This is a genomic window from Oceanispirochaeta sp. M1, from assembly GCF_003346715.1.
Taxonomy (GTDB): Bacteria; Spirochaetota; Spirochaetia; order DSM-2461; family DSM-2461; genus Oceanispirochaeta.
In genome coordinates, this window is sequence record NZ_QQPQ01000014.1 from 1 (window position 1) to 18,162 (window position 18,162).

The window sequence follows — 18,162 nt, forward strand, 5'->3', positions numbered from 1 at the left end:
TTAAAAAAATGATTCCGGAAATTGCTTAAAAAGTGGCAACTTTAAACCGGAATGGGTGGCAACTTTCGTCCGGAATCACTGGCAACTTTGAACCGGAATGGGTGGCAACTTTCATCCGGATTTTCTAGACTGGGGAGATGTCCTTTCCATTTTATTGTAAACAAGTATCGAAAAATGGCTCCACGATCATGGTTTCGCAAACAAGCAGTTTACTTAAAACAGAAATAATAACTGGTTCTACCGGTATTACCAATAAGCAAGTTAGTTATCTTCAAGATACTTATTGATAACCGGTAAGAAAAGAGGACCATAAACCTCCATTTTCTTCTCTCCAACCCCTGAAACAAGTAGAAATTCATCATTGTTTCTGGGCTTTAAGAGGGACATATCTTTAAGCGTCTTATCTGAAAAAATGATATAGGGAGGAATATGATTCTCTTGAGCAATCTCGGTTCGTTTCTCTTTCAGCAGCTTTATTAGAGCTCTATCCTTGAATCCTCCACGGTCCAAGAGGTCGTCTCTGGAAGGCCCTTCTGGTTCTTTTGAAGCAGAGGTTTCGCTAATGAAGAAATCAACCCTGCCATAGAGGATGTTCTGTCCCAATTCTGTCATACAGAGAACATTGTATCGGTCACTATCCTGAAAAATTGCTTGTTGCCCGATTAGCTCATTGATGATACCACGCCACCATTTCTTGCTTTTGTCTTTACCTACACCAAAAGTCTTTAGCTCATTATGGTTTCTGGCACGGATCTTCTCTGTATCGGCTCCCCAGACAATGTCGATGATATGATTGATACCAAACCCCTGATTGGTTCGAGCAATGGCAGAGAGAACCTTTTGAGCGTCCACAGTAGCTTCTACTTTTTCAGTGATATCATTACAGACATCACAGTTTCCACATTCTCCATTATGAACCTCTCCAAAGTATTCCAGAATCTGTTTTCTACGACATACATTGACGGTTGAAAAACGGACAAGACTGTTAAGATTTTCTTTGCATTTAACCTGTTCTTGGGGGTCTTCAATCTGGTCAATGAAGTAGTTTTGTTTCGCAATATCTCCAGTTCCAAAAAAGAGAACACAGTTAGAATCCAGGCCATCCCGTCCAGCACGTCCCGTCTCCTGGTAATAGCCTTCCATGCTCTTGGGTAGATCACCATGGACAACGTATCGGATGTTGTTCTTATTTATGCCCATTCCAAATGCAGTAGTTGCGCATATGACATCCACTTCATCATTGTTGAATAGTTCCTGATTCCTGGTTCTTTCTTCTTTATTTAAACCTGCATGATAGTGGAGAGCTTTGATGCCACGCTTTTTCAAATGGGCTGCTGTTTTTTCTACATCCTTCCTGCTAATACGATATACAATACCTGATTCTTCTGGATGATTCTTGATGAATGCAGATATCTGGGAGAGAACTTCTGTCTTTGGTCTGACTTGGTAATTAAGTTCTTTACGGTCAAAAGATGCCCGAACCGTGAGTGGTTTTTTAAGCTTCAACAAGCGGATAATATCATCCTGTACTTTGTTGGTCGCAGTCGCTGTAAAAGCAGCCATAGGTACATCAGGGAAGTTGTCTCGAATCTGGGATAAAAATAGATAGTCAGGTCGAAAATCATGTCCCCATTCAGAAAGGCAATGAGCCTCATCGATGGCAAAGAAAGCTACTTTGAGCTCATGCAATCTGTCGATATAACCTTCAACAGCCAATCGTTCAGGAGATAGGTACAACAGCTTGATTTCATTTCTATAGAGTCGAGAGTAGATCTCGGATATGTCATCCTTTTTCAGGGTACTGTTGAGGAAAGCTGCTGGAATACCTTTGGAAATGGCATCATCAACCTGGTCCTTCATTAAAGCGATAAGCGGACTGATGACGACTGTTAGTCCATCAAACATCAATCCGGGAATCTGATAACAGAGACTCTTTCCTCCACCTGTCGGCATGGAAGTAAAAACATCCTTCCCGGACATAATGGCGGTGATAACATCTATCTGGTTATCCCTGAATGAACTGTAACCGAATACAGATTTGAGTATCTTTTTTGCTTCTTTCTTCGTTTGAATATTACTTAACAATGACCTCATGTCTCCAATTAAATAGGGATGAAGGGCCATCCCAAAGTACATCTAAACACTGTATTATATCATCATAAAAACTAAACCTGACTATGTTTTGACCGTGTGCCGAATCAAGCTGTAGGGTCAGTCTTTTATGTTTTACATAACTTTCTACCCCATGCCGAATGCGATTGTGGCACAAATTACCTGGGCATCATCGTTGTTGAACTTCTCCTGGTTCTCTGCCCGAAGGGCCTGAGATAGGCCTGCGTGGTAGGGGAGGGCTTTGATCCCCTTCCCGCTGAGATGGGCTGCTGTCTTTTCCACATCCTTCCGACTTGTTCTGTATACGATTCCCGCCTGACCCTCATGGTCTTTGATAAAGCTGTATATCTGGGGAAGAGCCTTTACTTTCCGGTCCACCCGGTAGAAGAGTTCTTTCCTGTTAAAGGAGGCACGGACCTGGAACGGTGAGTTCAGTTTGAGAATTCGGACTATATCATCTTGTACTTTTTTCGTAGCCGTAGCGGTGAATGCGGCAATGGGAATATCCGGAAAGGCATCCCTCAGACGGGCCAGGCTAAGGTAGTCAGGGCGGAAGTCATGACCCCATTCGGAAAGACAATGAGCCTCATCCACAGCAAAAAAATGGATAGGGAGTTCCTTCAGCTTCTCCATGTATCCATCCAGAGCCAGTCGCTCGGGGGAAATATACAGAAGCTTGAGTTCTCCGGCATAGAGCCTGGCATAGATAGCCGCTGCCTCTTTAGCCTTTAATGTACTGTTTATAAAGGCCGCTGGAATTCCTGACTCCACAGCAGCATCCACCTGATCTTTCATAAGGGCGATAAGGGGACTGACAACAAGGGTGAGCCCTTCCATGCATAGAGCAGGTACCTGATAACAGATAGATTTACCGCCACCTGTGGGCATGGAGGCAAATACATCTTTACCATCCAGTACAGCCTCAATGATCTCTGCCTGATTCGGTCTGAAGCTGTCGTAGCCGAAGCGGCTCTGTAATATGCTGAGGGGAGTATTCATCGTTACTGATACTACCTGAATATCCGGCTTCCTGCATCAAGGATACATAAGGTTTTTGAAATTTTCAGATCAAATAATCTTCTATGGTTTCAGACAAATATTGCAGTCTCTCTGCAATGTGGCTGCTGACTGATTTAAAACGTTCTTTTTTTGATTGATTCCTATCAAAAGAGTTAAAATCAATTGGATCTCCAGGGAGAAGAAGGGCACGACGCATCTCAGGGGTATAGCGTGTTCCGATATTACCACCTCTAAAGCGATTGACCACATCCATAATATTCAGTGCATACTCACAATGCCTGTTGTTCAGGGGAGTATCAGAAATGTATGAAGTATGGATATATTCAAGGACATCAACAATTTGAGAGCAGCGGACATAGAGTGCGGCCTTCAGACTGTTATAGTCGGATCTGCTTTTATCCCATGGAGAATATACTGCAGGATTGCTATTTTCAGGGTACCAGGCATCCACTCCTTTGTAACGGAGCTTGAATATCCTATCCAGAACTGATCCCGATCTCCTGATATTGGCAATCTTTTCTGCTTCTTTAAGAATGGTTTCATTTAATGTGGCTATCCTCATATCCAGATTATCAGCTTCTGCCCTGGATGGTGGAAAACTTTCTTCTAGGAGGGTCAGAGTTTTTTCTGTCATCTCTATAAGGAGGTCATAAGGATTCTGATTTCTACCGAATTCAGGCAGTGTCAGGCCGGTCTCTTTTATCCAGCGAAGCCGAACCTTTTGTATAAGGCTCTCTTTCCTTTCTCCATAGTCATAAGCCATTGCTACCGGAAGAAGCTGAACAGATCCATGCTCAGAAGCCCATTCGGCCATATGAATAATTCCCGGCTCCAGTTCTGCAGTCTTATGAGAGTGATAAGTCACCTGTCCTTCCGGAGCTAAAGCCATGGGGAATCGGTTCTCCTCCAGAGCCTTGCGGATATCATTGATAGATTCCCGGCAGAGTCCTCTGTTTATAACCGGAATATGACCCAGCCTTGGAAATATCCAGGCCGCCAGTGCTCCGGCCCAGTTGGGGACATCCTTACCATAGAGAAAGAGGGCATGGGGTCTCTTCTGGAATTTAATGCCAAGCTTGTGACCCTCAATTTCAGCTGTTTTATTCACTGCATACATCAGACTCGGTGCATCGGCCTTTTCGGAGTGACGGAAGAGTATTATCAGCCTGTTCTTCCCTTTCTGCTGGTCTTTAAGGGCTCTGCAGAAGGGGTCAGGATTGAATAGTTTTACTCCAGATATTTTTTCTCCCGTTTTCATATAAGCTTCTCTGCTAAGGTTCATTATCCCCAATGCAATGGGGCTGAAGCGGGGAGATATATATCCTTTGCTGAGGCGGGCGCTCTTTAGTTTCAGTTTCCTCAAGCCCCTTCGGGCTCCGGGTTAAGCATATTTTCATAATACTCTCTGTTGATGGGGAAGTTCATCAAAATCAGAATTCCGGCTATGTAGAAGAGGGCCGGGAAGGGCCCGCATATCAGTTTGATTCCAAGGATGGACCTGGATGACTGTACTGCATCGGGAACATAGTCAAAAATGCTGAGGAGCCAGCCGTTTAGTGCCAGAGCCATAGCCTGTCCTATCTTACTGCCGAAGGTCCATAGACTGGAAAATACTCCTTCTCTTCTTAAACCTCCGCTGTGAACAGAATCGTATTCGACTACATCCGGAAGGATTGAATGGGGCATCACATAGTGAGTGGAGAGTCCGATGCCTGTAGCTGTTATGATAAGAATTGCTGTTAATGCAGACCAGTTTCCTCCACTGTATGAGAAGAGGAGAACTCCCGCTGTCACTATGAGCATTCCGATATTGTAACAGTTCTTTTTTCCCAGTCGATGTGAAAGCTTTACCCAGAGAGGAATGAAGATAAGGCTTGTTGAAAGAAGTCCTATGAGCGCCAACTGAAAGAGAGCTTCATTGTTGAAAATGTATTTAAAGTAGTAGACCAGTGCTCCCTGTATCATGCTGGTTCCGGCAATAAACAGTGTCCATGGTATCAATGCCTGAAGGAAGACCTTCATGCCCAGTGCTTCCACATAGGTTTTTATAAAACCCTTACCCTGAACATCCTCTTTTTTATGAACGGGTTCACGGATTGTCCAGACAGTTATGAGAGCTGTAGCCATCATAACTGCTCCCAGAGCGGAGGCAATAATACTCCATCCTTTTTGGGGGTCTGGAAAGAGTCCCAGCAGAGGCATGACTGCTCCGGCACCGACAAAGGTTCCTAATACGGCAAAGCTCATTCTATACGCTGTAAGAAGGGTCCTGTCATCATAACTTCGGCTCAATTCCGGGAGGAGGGCCGTATAGGGAATATTTACCAGAGTATAGGCAGTACTGAGAAGACAGAAGTACAGAGTTGCAAGAACAAAGAGTTTTGTCTGACTGCTTTCTCCGTCCATGGAAAAAAGCAGGTACATGCTGATAAGGGAAAGGATTGATCCTACAACCATATAGGGGCGCCGTCTTCCCCAGGGGCTGATGGTTCTGTCTGAAGCATAGCCTGTGACAGGGTCGGTAACGGCATCCCAAATCTTTCCGATCATAAGAGTTGTCCCTGCAAGAGCTGCAGAGAGTCCCAGTACATCGGTTAGAAAATAGAGTAGATAGAATCCGATAAAGGTGAAGAAAAGGTTTCCTCCGAGATCACCAACCCCGAAGCCCAGTTTAGTTTTCATTGACAGCTTTGACATAGATGTCATTGTAAATGATAAATCCGAATATTCATAATATTCTTTTTAACTGAGCCTCTTTTTGAGGAGGAGAATCCTAAGAGTCTATCTCCTCTTCCATCCAACCCTGCTCTTCGGCAAATTGAACGAGATCTCTCATGAGTTCAGGATGTTCTTCAATATATTCATTCACTATCAGCTCCAGTTCTTCCTGTTCTTCAGGAGTCAGAGAGAGAAAGAAATCAGCATAGATGGTAAAAAGCTTCAGTAGAGGAGGGGCCGAATTGTAGCCAAGAAGGCTGTCCACAGTTGCAGGGTCTGTGAAGATCTGAGTCTGTTTCAGCAGCTTTTCACGTGCCTTGTCACTAAGGGATTCAGGTTCTGGTTTTTTATTCTCTTTTGCCGATACTGTCTGGTTCTCTTTGACCAATGCCATGGATTCTTTGTTTTCAATTGCCACTGCACCTTCAAGGACTGTGAGTTCTACGACTCCATCATAGCTGACAATGAAGTCCGTTCCCCGGACTTCCATGGTTGTAAGACCAGCCTGTACGGAGAACTCATCATCCTCACTATCAAGACTGGCAACCACAGCTCTGATCTTACCGGAGGCAAGTTCAATTCTATTCTCTTCTATCATTCCTTCCTGAGCGGCAGAATGAATAATTACTTCTGAATTTTCAATAATCTTCAGTATGGATGAACCGGGAAGTACAATCTCTGCATAGGATTTTTTTGCTGTTGATAAGATGGTTCCTTCATCGAGAATGTCTCCGAAATTAAGGAGACGATCATTTCCGTTTGATGAGGCATTCACTTCACCTTCCACATAACTCAATGTTGCTCTGGATTCTCTCTTATCCTGTGCTGCCAGCTCCTGGTAAATGATAGATGCCTGTTCAAGGCTTCCTGTTTTAGGGGATGGCATTTTTTCAATGATAGCACTGTGTATGTCAGGAATTATGTCCTCTAACTCTGAGGCCAGCTTTTTTATTTCTGTATTGAGTTCAGAGCTGAGGCTGACGGACACACTTATTTTTTCATCAAGAAACTGAAAGTTCTGGATGTGGCTTCCAGGGCTGATGTCTTTCATTATGTCATCCAGGTTTACGGTGAAACTCATGGTTTCAAGATCAAATTCAGCCTCTTTTCCCTTAAGAAGGTTCTCCGTATTCAGGGATGATTTGACGGCCTGGATTTTTGTCAGCAATTTGACCGGTATGGGCATGCGTCCAATTTTTATTGACTCAAGCTGCAGTTTCAATTCTCTTGTATCGCTGAGGGATGCTGAGATTGATGCTTCAACTGCCGCTTTTATGGTTTTCCCTTTGGAGGAGAGGGGGTTAATCAGGGCGGCACCAATAAGAAATGATAACTCATTCTTTTCTAATGTCAGATCACTTCCTGCAATCTGGAAATCTGTACTCTCTTCATTAAACAGCTGAAAACCTTTGGCTATGTTTTTCTCAAGCCAGTCTTCATGAAATATTATACTGGTGCTGCTTATCTCAATCCCTTCGCTGGAGACTACCGTCTTTTCGCCGGTAATTCTATTCCATCGGGCAGTGCCGGGCTGCAGCATCATCACTATGGCTACAGGGATTCCAATAATAATAAGGAGAATGATCAGGACGACAAGTCCAGCTTTTGAACGTTTCTTTGTATTACTCATTTTTGTATTGTAATTCAATTATTAGAGTAATGGAAGTTCAGTAATATTAGAAGTGAAAGAACAGACCGAGAGAGGTCTGTCTATCTATCCTCGATAGGCAGATAAATACTGAAGGTGGTCCCCTGGTCTTTCTTCGTTGTGAACTCGACCCGGCCACCCAGAATCTTTTCTCCAAAGAGTTTCATACCGTAGGTTCCCAGTCCTCTGCCGGTTTCAGATTTTGTACTGAAATTCCTCTGAAAGACACGAAGAGCTACTTCCTCAGGGATATGCTGGCTGTTCCATACTGAAAAATTGATGCCGTCATCTTTCAACGCCGTCGATAGACATACTTTCTCTCCGGGAGCTGATGCCTCAAAGGCATTGGTCAGCATATTTGTCAGAACCCTCAGCAGGAGTGTACTGTTTGTAAATAGGGTCCGGTTTGTCCCTTGCCTGTCTATATGGAAAATCTTACCTCTGCTGCTGGGATGGGATTCAAATAAGCCTTCAAGTGAATCACATATTTCCCGAACCGTGTATTCATCACGTCGGGTAAGAGTTTCATAGCCCTTGTTTTCACAGAGTATTTTATGAACTGAGACCTCTTCCACCAGGCGCTTGATCACCTGATTTAAGAGCTGAGCCTCATGACTGCTGTCATTAACATTATTTTTAAGTTTCAGCATTTCCGAACTGCCCATTACCGAACCGATCACATTATTCAGGTCATGAAAGAAGGCCCGTTCCATCGCCTGCCAGCGTTCTTCAGCACTGATGTCCTGGAGAAAGAGGAGCAGAAAGCCCTTCCCTTCTATATCTATGGGGCAGGAACGGATAGAAAAACTGAGATCCAGTTTTTTTCCGTTATCATCTTTCTCTATATGGCACTTCTCTTCGGAAATATTTTTAGTTTCCAGACTGGAGATCATTGCGATTACTGCACCGCAGCTTGAGCAGTATTTACTTGTGCCGCAGCCGCCGGGCATCTCTCTCGCATGAGGACAGTCCAGGGCTTCACCAAGACGTTGGCCAAGAATGCACTGGATGTCAGGTACTCCCAGAGTTTTCAGGAGTGTCGCATTGGCAGTGATGATCTGTCTCTTGTTGTTGAGTACGGCCAGCAGTCCGCCCACTGACGTGAGTATGGAATCGATGACTGGATTATGGGTAATCACTTCAAGATCTGTCTGAACCTTCTCGTCACTGTCCCTCAAAGCCGGTGCGAAAAAACTAGGCAGTAATTCAGTCATTGAGGACTCCCTTTTTATATCCTTGTACTGTTTAAATAATAAGGAAAGTTATGACTATTGTAAAGAAATAATGAACAGTTAATCTCCAATATGAGCTTCTTTTTATTCAAAAGCTGACGTTTGGTTTTTTTGTGCTACAATTTATATAAGAGGTGTGCATATGCATAAAACAAAAACAGATGATCTAAGCAGTAATGCTCTGTCGATTATTTTCAGCAATCTGGCAAAGGCATCAGAAAAACAGCAGAAGTATGAACTTCAGACCGCTTATTCGGGACTCACAGATGAGTATAGAGAAAGTAAAAATGGGGCTGATCTTGCATCAATAAAAGAGGATCTGGCAAAAACTCTGGCAGAGGATTATCCAGATGTTCAGGCAGAGGCAAAAGCTCTTAATGACCGTGGTGTACAAAGAGCTTTAGTATGGGGACAGAAAGTGACAACCATACAGAAGAGTCTGATTGATCGTTATCTGTCCAAAGGGGAAGCCCTGACAGAGGGTAAGGATATTTATATATGTGAGGCCTGCGGATTTATCTATCTGGGCATAGATATACCAGCACTCTGTCCGGTCTGCAAGGCTCCGCCATCCCGGTTTTCAAAGATTTAGTGTCCCAGTCATATAAGGAAAAAAAAATGTATGCATCAAGAAATATAAGCTTATGTACCAAGGACTGTCTCTGTCTCTTTATCTGTCCCACTGGGGCCACGGATACAGAAAATGGTCAGATTGATAAAACACAATGCATTGACGGCTGCCGTATGTGTGTAGATGCCTGTCCGTCTCATGCTATTTCTCTTGTTTTTGAGGAGTACCCTGAACCAAAAGCTAAAGATACACAGCTTGTGGGTTCCATGCTCTCTTTTCTGGAGAAGAAGAGTTCTCTGGAAGCTCTTGCCGCCGGGCTTGCCGAAAGCAGCTCAGATCCGGGTGCTCAGAAACTGGCAAAGGCTCTTCAGCGTTCTTTCCGTATTCTGGGTGAGGACTGTGCAAGAGAGGGCGGATTTATGCTGCCTCAGTGTAATCCGGTTCGTGATCTGAAAAAGGATCTGGATATTATTGATATTGAAGAATAATTCAGTAAAGAATCAAGAGTGCAGCAACATTATCTCAGACCAGAGAACCGATCGGTTTCGACCGGTTTCTTTGGCTTCATATAGAGCAGAGTCTGCATTCTGAAGTAGTACTTCTGTATTCAATCCAGTAATGTCTGGAGTTGAGTGTACACCAAAGCTGGCGGTTACTTTTATTTTATCACCGCCGATATCAATCACCAGTCTTTCAATGGATGTCCTGAGACGCTCGGCAATGGAATAAGTCTCTGCTCCGTTAGACTGAGGACAAATAATACAGAACTCCTCCCCGCCATATCTACCTGAGATTTCGCTTGTACGAAGATTCTCTCTGATACAGGCCGCAACACTTATGAGTACTTTATCACCTGCAAGATGACCATATCTGTCATTCACAAGTTTGAAATAATCGAGATCAAGAATGATGATTCCTATGTCAGTGGCATTTCGCTGTGCAATCTCAATTTCCCGGTTCGCCAGGTTTATCAGTTGACGCCTATTGAACATTGATGTCAATTCATCATATATCGCCTGCCGCTCCAACTCATTCATCAATTTAACAACTTCGGTGTTTTCGTTGATTAAAAAGGCGTAACCGTGTATTTCCTCGTTTCTGTTGAGGACGTGGGATACTGTGAACTTATAGGATTTATTATTCCAGTCAAAATGATGTGTTCTTTTATGAATATCAATATCATCAAAGATAGTTTTTGACATTATAAATTGTGAAAACTCTGATTTACAGCAGAAAGGGAATCCTATTTTCAAGTCACTGAGAAGTTCACTTTTTTTCCCTGCGTTGTTTATATCCTGTACATTTTTATCCTTATCCAGGATGAGGAGAATATCATGAATACTGTCAACAGCCATCCAACGGGCAGCACGGACAAGATCCAGCATCTGAAATCTGAACAGAGCAATACTGAGAAGAATCCCCATTAAAAGCATCACAAAAGGCTGCAGATCCAGATAGGAGTTAACCGATCGTTCCGGCTGTAGTATGGCGTTGACTGTGGGCATTACGCTGGCGATAAATATCAGAATAGCCTGTTTCTGAACAGTCCCTCTGGTTCTCAGCAGGTACACCAGAAGCAATATCTCTGCTGCCAGTGATGTCCCTATAAGATAAATTTGCTGAACCGCATACCAGCTCCCACCCTCATATCTGATGAGAGGGAAATGATCGCCCTCTACCAGATAATAACTTCGATAAAGAAGTGTGTGAGAATCTATGGTCAGACCTAAGGCCGCAATAATTACAGGGATGATAAAAAGGAGGAAATAGTAAATACTTTTAATTGGTTTCTGTCTGATAAAGCGCAGTACAAACAGTAGAAATATGGGAGCCGTAAAAGTGGTCCATAAAAATTGGAAGCGTATAAAATTAAGAATCCGTTCAATTGTGACAGCATTGATTTCGAAGGCATATCCAAGGCTGTACATAGCAATGGTAAACATGAAAATACTAAACTCAATTGCTCCCGATACCTGTCTTCGAAAGAAAGAATATGCAGACAAATATAACGCAAGTACAGAAGAGGAGATGATTAGGATTGCCCAGAGAACAGATATTTCAGTAAAAAACAAAAGCCCTCTCTTTTATGAATTTTTTCGAATCAGCATCGACGTACAAATTGTAACCCATTAGGAAACGGTTGTTAATCCTTTTTTTTGGTCAGAAGTGAATTTATATTATTTATAGTAGAATTATACTATACACCTTTTTAAGTAGATCCATATAAAGATTTTAACTATATTCATTTTTCTTTTTGCCGTGTTTATTGTTTTTGCTCAGAAAAATAAAACTGCTGAGGCTGCTCCTGCCGTCAGCTGAGTCTTGAGCTTGTGTGTTTAATTTGCCGGAGGCCTTCAGGGGCTTCCGGATTTTTCATTTATAAAATTGGTATTAATTTCGAAAATCGGCCTTTTTGAATTTGACAATACTGTGCATGACACAGTATTGTGTAGGTATGAATACCGTTAGCAACGCATTACAGGGTCGATTTAAACAGGATATGAAGAGAGGAGTACTCTCTTTAGCCGTTATGAGCCGTCTGGGAGAGGAGCATTACGGATATTCCCTTATCCGTGAGCTTGAGGCAGAAGGTTTTTCCCTCTCTCAGGATACCCTCTATCCTCTGCTGCGCCGCTGGGAAGACCAGGGCATTGTGGAGAGTGAATGGAAGATGGAGGAGTCCCGCCCCCGGCGCTACTATAAGCTCAGTTCGAAGGGATTCGAGCTGTATGAAACCCTGAAGCTTGAATGGAGAGGTCTCGATTCAACCATAAGGAGTTTGATCAAATGACTATGACTGCAAAGGCCGAAGCATGGCTGTACCGTTACGAAAGAGTTCTGTCCCGCCACCTCCCCCTGAAAGGGAGACAGGATATTCAGAAAGAATTTCATTCCAATCTACTGGATGAACTTGAAGATCGTTATGAGGGCGGTGAAGTGGATGAGGAGTTGATGAAGGAATACCTTCAGTCCTTAGGTGCTCCCCGCTGCAAGGCTGCAAGCTACAAGTCTGAACCCTTTCTTTTCAATCCCGGGCTGTATCCCTTTTTCAAGATGGTCAGCAGCATTGTTCTTCTGGTTCTGGTTCTGGTCCTTGTCGTGACCAATGCAATAGATCTCGGAATGAACGGGGTCTCCTTTATGGCTGTCCTGAAAGTATTCGGGGAGTTATTCAGCGCTCTGACTTCCGCCCTTGGATCTCTTCTTATTGTCTTTTTTATTATAGGGCACTGTGTTCCCGATGAAAAATGGACGGATCCTCTGGATGAAGAGAGCTGGACCGTAGATCTCCTTCCGGAGAAGGAGTTTCCCGTTCAGATAAAACTTGCTGACCATATTGTTGAGATTGTAATGACGCTTATCGCTATAGTCCTTTTCACTTTTTTCAGGGATATCATCGGCATTCATATTTTCAGTGACGGAACCCACCGTTTTATTCCTGTTCTGGCTGAGGCCTTCTGGAGTCTGGTTCCACTTATGATGATTCGCTGGTTTCTGGGACTTATTTTTAATGGATTGATGGTTTGGAAGAGGAGCTGGTCTCTTCCTCTCAGACTTAGTGATCTACTGCTGCGGGCCTATTCCCTGGCAGTGACTATTCTTTTGTTTAAGATAGGGTTTGCCAATCTCTTCCTTATAGACGAACTTCAGGCGCAGGGATGGGATAAGATTGTGGGTGTATTCAGGGTTCTTTTCCCGATTCTCATGATCCTGGCAATATTCGGTACGGTAGTAGAGATTATTCAGAAGGTGGTTGCCCTCTATCAGGAACCAATAGAGAAGAAGGACTGAATTATGGAGAGGCTCAGAGGAGAGTATAGAATCACAGACAGCCAGGGTGAGATGAATATGGATGTCAGTACTGTAATTCCAGGAGACTGAGACAAAATTAATATATTCATGATTAAATTAATCATGGAATGAAAGAATTGCCTGACACAAGGATTTATCTGTAATATCTTCCACATTTTTGTAATTTTTTGATCCTCCTCAATCCTTTCAATCACCCTTTATGATGAATTAACTAATCGTAAAGGGAGTTCTTATGAGAAAATTATTACCTGTTCTATTACTGCTGGCTGTCATCTTTTCAGGATGTCAAAAGGCTGAATCTACATCTGCAGCCGAATCTTCAGCTGAGTCCGTTTCTACTGCCGATCAGCTTTATATTGAAGTATCTGCTTTGGGAAATCTTGACTATTTCTATGACCATAAAATGGGAATGAAAATGGTGGGAGAAGAGCTGGGTGTCCGTACTGAATATATCGGACCTGCAGAATACGATATGAATGCCATGGTTGCTGCATTTGAATCCGCAATTGCAAAAAAACCTAATGGTATTGTTGTGGTCGGTTTTGAACCTGCATTGAATTCGATTGTAAACAAAGCTATTGCAGAAGGTATCCCTGTTGTTACAGTTGATGCTGACCTGCCCGATTCTGACAGACTCGCTTTTATCGGTACCGGAAACTTCGGCGCCGGAAAACAGGGTGGCGACAAGATGGCGGAAATGATTGGTGAGAAAGGTAAAGTTGCAATCATGCTGAAACCCGGTCAGTCAAACCTGGAAGAAAGAGTTGCCGGATATAAGGCTGCCTTTGACTCTTACCCCGGAATTGAACTTGTACAGCTTGTAGATACACAGAGTGACCCTGTTATTGCTGCTCAGGCGGCTTCTGCTCTTCTTCAAAAATATCCTGACCTTGCCGGTATTGCCTGTGTTGAAGCTGCAGGAGGTTCAGGTGCAGCCACTGCTATCCGTGAAGCAGGTAAAGCAGGAGAAGTCAAAATTATTGCCATGGACAGAGGAAATGAAGTTCTTGAAGGAATTGCAGAAGGTGTTATCTCTGCAACAGTTGCACAGCAGACAGCTCTGATGCCCTACTATGCAACACAAATCCTTTTTAACTTGAATAACAGCAAGGTTGCAATTACAACTGATAACAAGGCTGCCGGAGTCCTCGGTATCCCTGCAGCAGTTGATACTGGAACCATTATCGTTGATGCATCCAATTACAAATATTTTATGAGATAAACAATTCATTTTAACAGTTGATGTAAAAAAAAGTGCAGTCCTGTTGCCTGTTGCGGGAGGACTGCTTTTTTTGAATTATGGGAGAAATTATGTCTGAATGGATATTGGAAGCACGGGGAATAGAGAAATTTTTCCCTGGTGTTCGTGCTCTTGATGGTGTGGATCTTCAAATTCGAGAAGGTGAAGTCCATGCTCTTGTGGGTGAAAACGGGGCAGGGAAGTCCACTCTGATGCTGACTTTAAGCGGAATCTATCAACCCGATGGCGGAGTGATATATATGGAAGGGGAAAAAGTTCATTTTGCATCCCCTCATGATGCCAACCATAAGGGGATCAGTATTGTCTTTCAGGAATTGAGCCTGATCTCCAGTCTCAGTATTGCTGAAAATATATTTGCCAACAGGCAGCCTGTGGGGCGGATGAATATGATTGACTGGGAGACTCTTTACAGTCAGACCACTGAGCTGCTTGCTCTTTTTGATCTTGAAGAATTACACCCGTCAACCCCTGTTCATGAGCTGTCGGTAGCTAATCAGCAGGTAATCGAGATTATAAAAGCTATTTCGTTTAATCCAAAGGTTCTTATTCTTGATGAACCTACTTCATCTCTTACGGAGCATGAAGTAAATCAGTTATTTGCCAATATCAGGAAGCTCAAAAAACAGGGGCTCTCCTTTATCTATATTTCGCACCATCTCAGTGAAATTTTTGAGATAGCCGATCGGGTTTCCATTTTGAGAGATGGAAAATATGTCTGCAGTGAGGATGTAAAAGATATTGATGAGGAATATCTGGTGACCAATATGGTGGGAAGAGCTATTTCAAATATGTATGGTCATAGAGAAGATCATCAGAAGATAGGTAATGACTTGCTTACAGTTGAGAATCTTACCAGGAAAGGTCAGTTTGAAAATGTGAGTTTTAATGTTAAAGCCGGAGAGATTGTTGGAATGGCTGGATTGGTCGGAGCCGGGCGGACTGAGTTGGGCCGTGCTATTTTCGGAGCGGAACCTGCGGACTCTGGAAACATCAGTCTTGACGGACGTTCCCTTGAAATTCGTAATCCAAAGGATGCGATTGTTCATGGAATCGGGTATCTGAGTGAAGACAGGAAATCCCAGGGGCTTATCCTTGATTTCACTGTTACTGAGAATCTTGTGGGGAACCACCTTGAAGATTTTTCATCTGCCTACGGTTTCCTAAATGATGGAAAGATCAGGAATTTTGCTCAGGAATGTAAAGATGATTTTGGTATTGCTACACCTTCTCTGAACCAGAAGGTGGCCAAACTTTCAGGTGGAAACCAGCAGAAGGTTCTAGTTGGTGCCTGGATGGGGATCAAACCCCGTCTTCTGATAGTTGATGAACCAACGAGAGGGGTTGATGTAGGTGCTAAGGCTGAAATCTATAGCCTCCTCCGTGACCTGGCGGCTAAGGGTGTCGGGATCTTGATGATCTCTTCCGACCTGTCGGAGATCCTTGGGATGAGTGATCGGATTCTGGTTATGCAGACTGGAACTTTGGTGGGAACTATCCCCGGTAATGAAGCTACTGAAGAAAATGTAATGACCCTCGCTGCAGGGACTGTGCAAGGAGAACGTATAATATGAACTGGTTGAAATCTATGATTAAACAGAGGGAATTCATGATCTTTTTGATTGTGACCCTCCTTTTTGTGGTGATGATATTTGCATCCCCTTATTTTTTAAGTACCGGCAATATTCTAGCTGTGCTGCTTGGTTTATCCCTGGAGGCAATTATTGCTGTAGCTATGGCTCATCTGATGGTGTCAGGCGGGTTTGATATGTCTGTCGGATCTATTGTTGCTTTTACCGGTGCCATCACAGCAATGACGTTGAAAGCTGGTCTGCCTATTCCTCTGGCTGTAATTATCGGTCTGCTTCTTGGAGCAGCAATCGGCCTCTTTAACGGATTTGTAATTGCAAAAATAGGAATCAATCCCTTTGTAACTACTCTTTCATCTCTGAGCCTCTTCAGGGGGCTGACTCTTATTGTTACTAGAGGACAGAATATTACAGGTCTTCCCAAGGCTTTTAAAGCTATTGGTCAGGCAAAAATAGTTGGTATACAGACTCCTATTATTATTGCAGCTGTACTGATAATTCTGGGAGATGTCTTTTTGAGAAAATCCAGATTTTTCAGGCAGAGTTATTATATTGGTGGAAATGAAAAATCCGCCCGTCTGTCCGGGATTCCTGTGGATAAAATGAAAATTCTTGCTTATGTACTGACCGGTCTGTTTGCCGCCATTTCAGGAATTGTTATGACTGCCAGGCTAGGGTCTGCGTCTGTAACAGCCGGTTCCGGGATGGAATTGAGAGTCATTACCGCAGTAATTATCGGGGGAGCAAGTCTACAGGGTGGAGAAGGATCTGTTCTTGGTGCTTTTCTGGGAACTTTTCTGATGGCTTTGATCACCAATGCACTTACCCTGCTGGGTGTGGATGTCTATTGGCAGACATTTGTAATCGGGGGAACTCTGCTAACAGCTGTTCTTATCGATACTCTGACAAAAAAATATAAAGCCCTGGGCTAGAGGAAATTATTATGACAGGTAAAGAAATACTGCTGAACTCATTAAATCATAATGACGGACCTGTGCCGCTGGACTTTGGAGCTACAAGTGTTACTGGTCTGCACTGTTCTGTTGTTGAAGGACTCAGAGAGTACTATGGGATGAAGAAAATGCCCGTTAAAATACATGAACCCTATCAAATGCTCGGCCTGGTTGAAGAAGATCTTCAGGAGGTTATAGGAGCAGATGTCACTGGTGTTTTTCCCAGAAATACTATGTTTGGATTCCCTAATGAAAACTGGAAGGAATGGAAAACTCCCTGGGGACAGGATGTACTTGTTCCGGGAGACTATCGGGTCTCCATGGAAGGTAAGGATGTTTATATCTACCCTGAAGGTGATACTTCTGTGCCACCCAGCGGCAGAATGCCTGAAAGCGGTTATTTCTACGATACAATCGTACGGCAGGGGGAGATTGATGATGATAATCTGAACCCTGAAGATAACCTGGAGGAATTCGGACCAGTTAAGGAAGAGGATCTTGCCTATTTCAAGTCTGCTTGTGATGAAGCCGAAAAAACAGGTCGGGGGATTATAGCGACCTTTGGTGGAACAGCTTTTGGTGATATTGCTATGGTTCCAGGACCATTTCTCAAGTATCCAAAAGGTATCCGCGATGTTACTGAATGGTATGTCTCCACCATGATCCGTGCAGATTATATCCATGAAGTCTTTGAAAAACAGAGTGAAATTGCCTTAGCTAATCTGGAAAAAATCTTTGCTGCTGTGGGTAATGCTCCTGATGCTGTTTTTATCTGTGGTACAGATTTCGGTACACAGAATTCTCAATTCTGTTCTGTCGATTCTTACGAGGAGATGTATGCTCCCTATTATAGAAAAATTAATAATTGGATTCATGAGAATACAAGCTGGAAAACATTTAAGCACTCCTGTGGTGCGGTTGAACCCTTTATGTCTCATTTTATAGACAGTGGCTTTGATATTATCAATCCAGTTCAATGTTCTGCAGATGGTATGGATCCTCAGCAGCTGAAGGACAACTATGGAAATTCCTTGACTTTCTGGGGAGGCGGAGTAGATACTCAAAAGACCTTGCCCTTCGGGACTCCTGCTGAGGTGAGGAAAGAGGTACGCGAGCGTCTTGAAATATTCAGCAGACAGGGCGGTTTTGTATTTGATGCCATCCATAATGTACAGGCTTTGACTCCTGTAGAAAACATGGCGGCTCTTATAGAAACCGTGAAGGAATTTAATGCTGAACGCTCATAGA

The 18,162-nt window shown here is 43.4% G+C and carries 15 protein-coding genes; 8 read left to right on the plus strand and 7 right to left on the minus strand.

Translation table 11 applies throughout. The features are described 5' to 3' along the window. Positions 1-261: 261 nt before the first annotated feature. From recQ to DV872_RS11525, 6 genes are all read right to left on the minus strand, one after another. The gene (gene recQ, locus DV872_RS11500) at positions 262-2,094 is read right to left on the minus strand and encodes a DNA helicase RecQ (RefSeq protein ID WP_114630211.1); all 1,833 of its coding nucleotides are present in this window, start codon (positions 2,092-2,094) and stop codon (positions 262-264) included. A 144-nt stretch (positions 2,095-2,238) separates the two neighbouring features. Beyond that, a complete protein-coding gene (locus DV872_RS11505; protein WP_114630081.1) occupies positions 2,239-3,111 on the minus strand; it encodes an ATP-dependent DNA helicase RecQ in 873 nt (290 codons plus the stop codon). Positions 3,112-3,175: 64 nt separating this feature from the next. Continuing rightward, positions 3,176-4,495: a 1-acyl-sn-glycerol-3-phosphate acyltransferase gene (locus tag DV872_RS11510; RefSeq protein WP_114630082.1), complete on the minus strand. Its 1,320-nt coding sequence runs from the start codon at positions 4,493-4,495 to the stop codon at positions 3,176-3,178. Then, complete coding sequence (locus DV872_RS11515; RefSeq protein ID WP_230391541.1) at positions 4,492-5,829, minus strand: MFS transporter; 1,338 nt, start codon at positions 5,827-5,829, stop codon at positions 4,492-4,494. Before DV872_RS11515 ends, DV872_RS11510 begins: the two co-directional genes overlap by 4 nt. Positions 5,830-5,905: 76 nt before the next feature. After that, positions 5,906-7,480: a FecR domain-containing protein gene (locus DV872_RS11520; RefSeq protein WP_114630083.1), complete on the minus strand. Its 1,575-nt coding sequence runs from the start codon at positions 7,478-7,480 to the stop codon at positions 5,906-5,908. Between the two features lie 80 nt (positions 7,481-7,560). Continuing rightward, positions 7,561-8,712, minus strand: a complete 1,152-nt coding sequence (locus DV872_RS11525; RefSeq protein WP_114630084.1) for a sensor histidine kinase — start codon at positions 8,710-8,712, stop codon at positions 7,561-7,563. Positions 8,713-8,872: 160 nt separating this feature from the next. Between DV872_RS11525 and DV872_RS11530 the strand changes: the two genes are divergently transcribed. Together DV872_RS11530 and DV872_RS11535 are read left to right on the plus strand one after the other, a co-directional pair. Next, positions 8,873-9,322, plus strand: coding sequence for a rubredoxin-like domain-containing protein (locus tag DV872_RS11530; protein WP_114630085.1), 450 nt, complete (start codon positions 8,873-8,875; stop codon positions 9,320-9,322). A 26-nt stretch (positions 9,323-9,348) separates the two neighbouring features. Then, entirely contained in the window at positions 9,349-9,789 is a 441-nt protein-coding gene (locus DV872_RS11535; protein WP_114630086.1) for a 4Fe-4S ferredoxin, read from the plus strand. Positions 9,790-9,801: 12 nt separating this feature from the next. Here DV872_RS11535 and DV872_RS11540 read toward each other — a convergent pair whose 3' ends face one another. After that, positions 9,802-11,373, minus strand: a complete 1,572-nt coding sequence (locus tag DV872_RS11540; protein ID WP_114630087.1) for a diguanylate cyclase — start codon at positions 11,371-11,373, stop codon at positions 9,802-9,804. 383 nt (positions 11,374-11,756) lie between these two features. Here DV872_RS11540 and DV872_RS11545 point away from each other — a divergent pair, with 383 nt between their 5' ends. From DV872_RS11545 to DV872_RS11570, 6 genes are all read left to right on the plus strand, one after another. Then, entirely contained in the window at positions 11,757-12,092 is a 336-nt protein-coding gene (locus DV872_RS11545; RefSeq protein WP_114630088.1) for a PadR family transcriptional regulator, read from the plus strand. Further along, positions 12,089-13,093 (plus strand): hypothetical protein, encoded by a 1,005-nt coding sequence (locus DV872_RS11550; RefSeq protein ID WP_114630089.1) that lies wholly within the window; start codon positions 12,089-12,091, stop codon positions 13,091-13,093. Before DV872_RS11545 ends, DV872_RS11550 begins: the two co-directional genes overlap by 4 nt. Positions 13,094-13,346: 253 nt before the next feature. Then, positions 13,347-14,336: a substrate-binding domain-containing protein gene (locus tag DV872_RS11555; protein WP_114630090.1), complete on the plus strand. Its 990-nt coding sequence runs from the start codon at positions 13,347-13,349 to the stop codon at positions 14,334-14,336. Positions 14,337-14,425: 89 nt separating this feature from the next. Next, entirely contained in the window at positions 14,426-15,946 is a 1,521-nt protein-coding gene (locus DV872_RS11560) for a sugar ABC transporter ATP-binding protein (protein ID WP_199563464.1), read from the plus strand. Further along, the gene (locus DV872_RS11565) at positions 15,943-16,893 is read left to right on the plus strand and encodes an ABC transporter permease (protein ID WP_114630092.1); all 951 of its coding nucleotides are present in this window, start codon (positions 15,943-15,945) and stop codon (positions 16,891-16,893) included. The genes DV872_RS11560 and DV872_RS11565 overlap by 4 nt, the downstream gene beginning before the upstream one ends. A gap of 11 nt (positions 16,894-16,904) precedes the next feature. After that, the gene (locus DV872_RS11570; RefSeq protein ID WP_114630093.1) at positions 16,905-18,161 is read left to right on the plus strand and encodes a uroporphyrinogen decarboxylase family protein; all 1,257 of its coding nucleotides are present in this window, start codon (positions 16,905-16,907) and stop codon (positions 18,159-18,161) included. Position 18,162 lies beyond the last annotated feature (1 nt).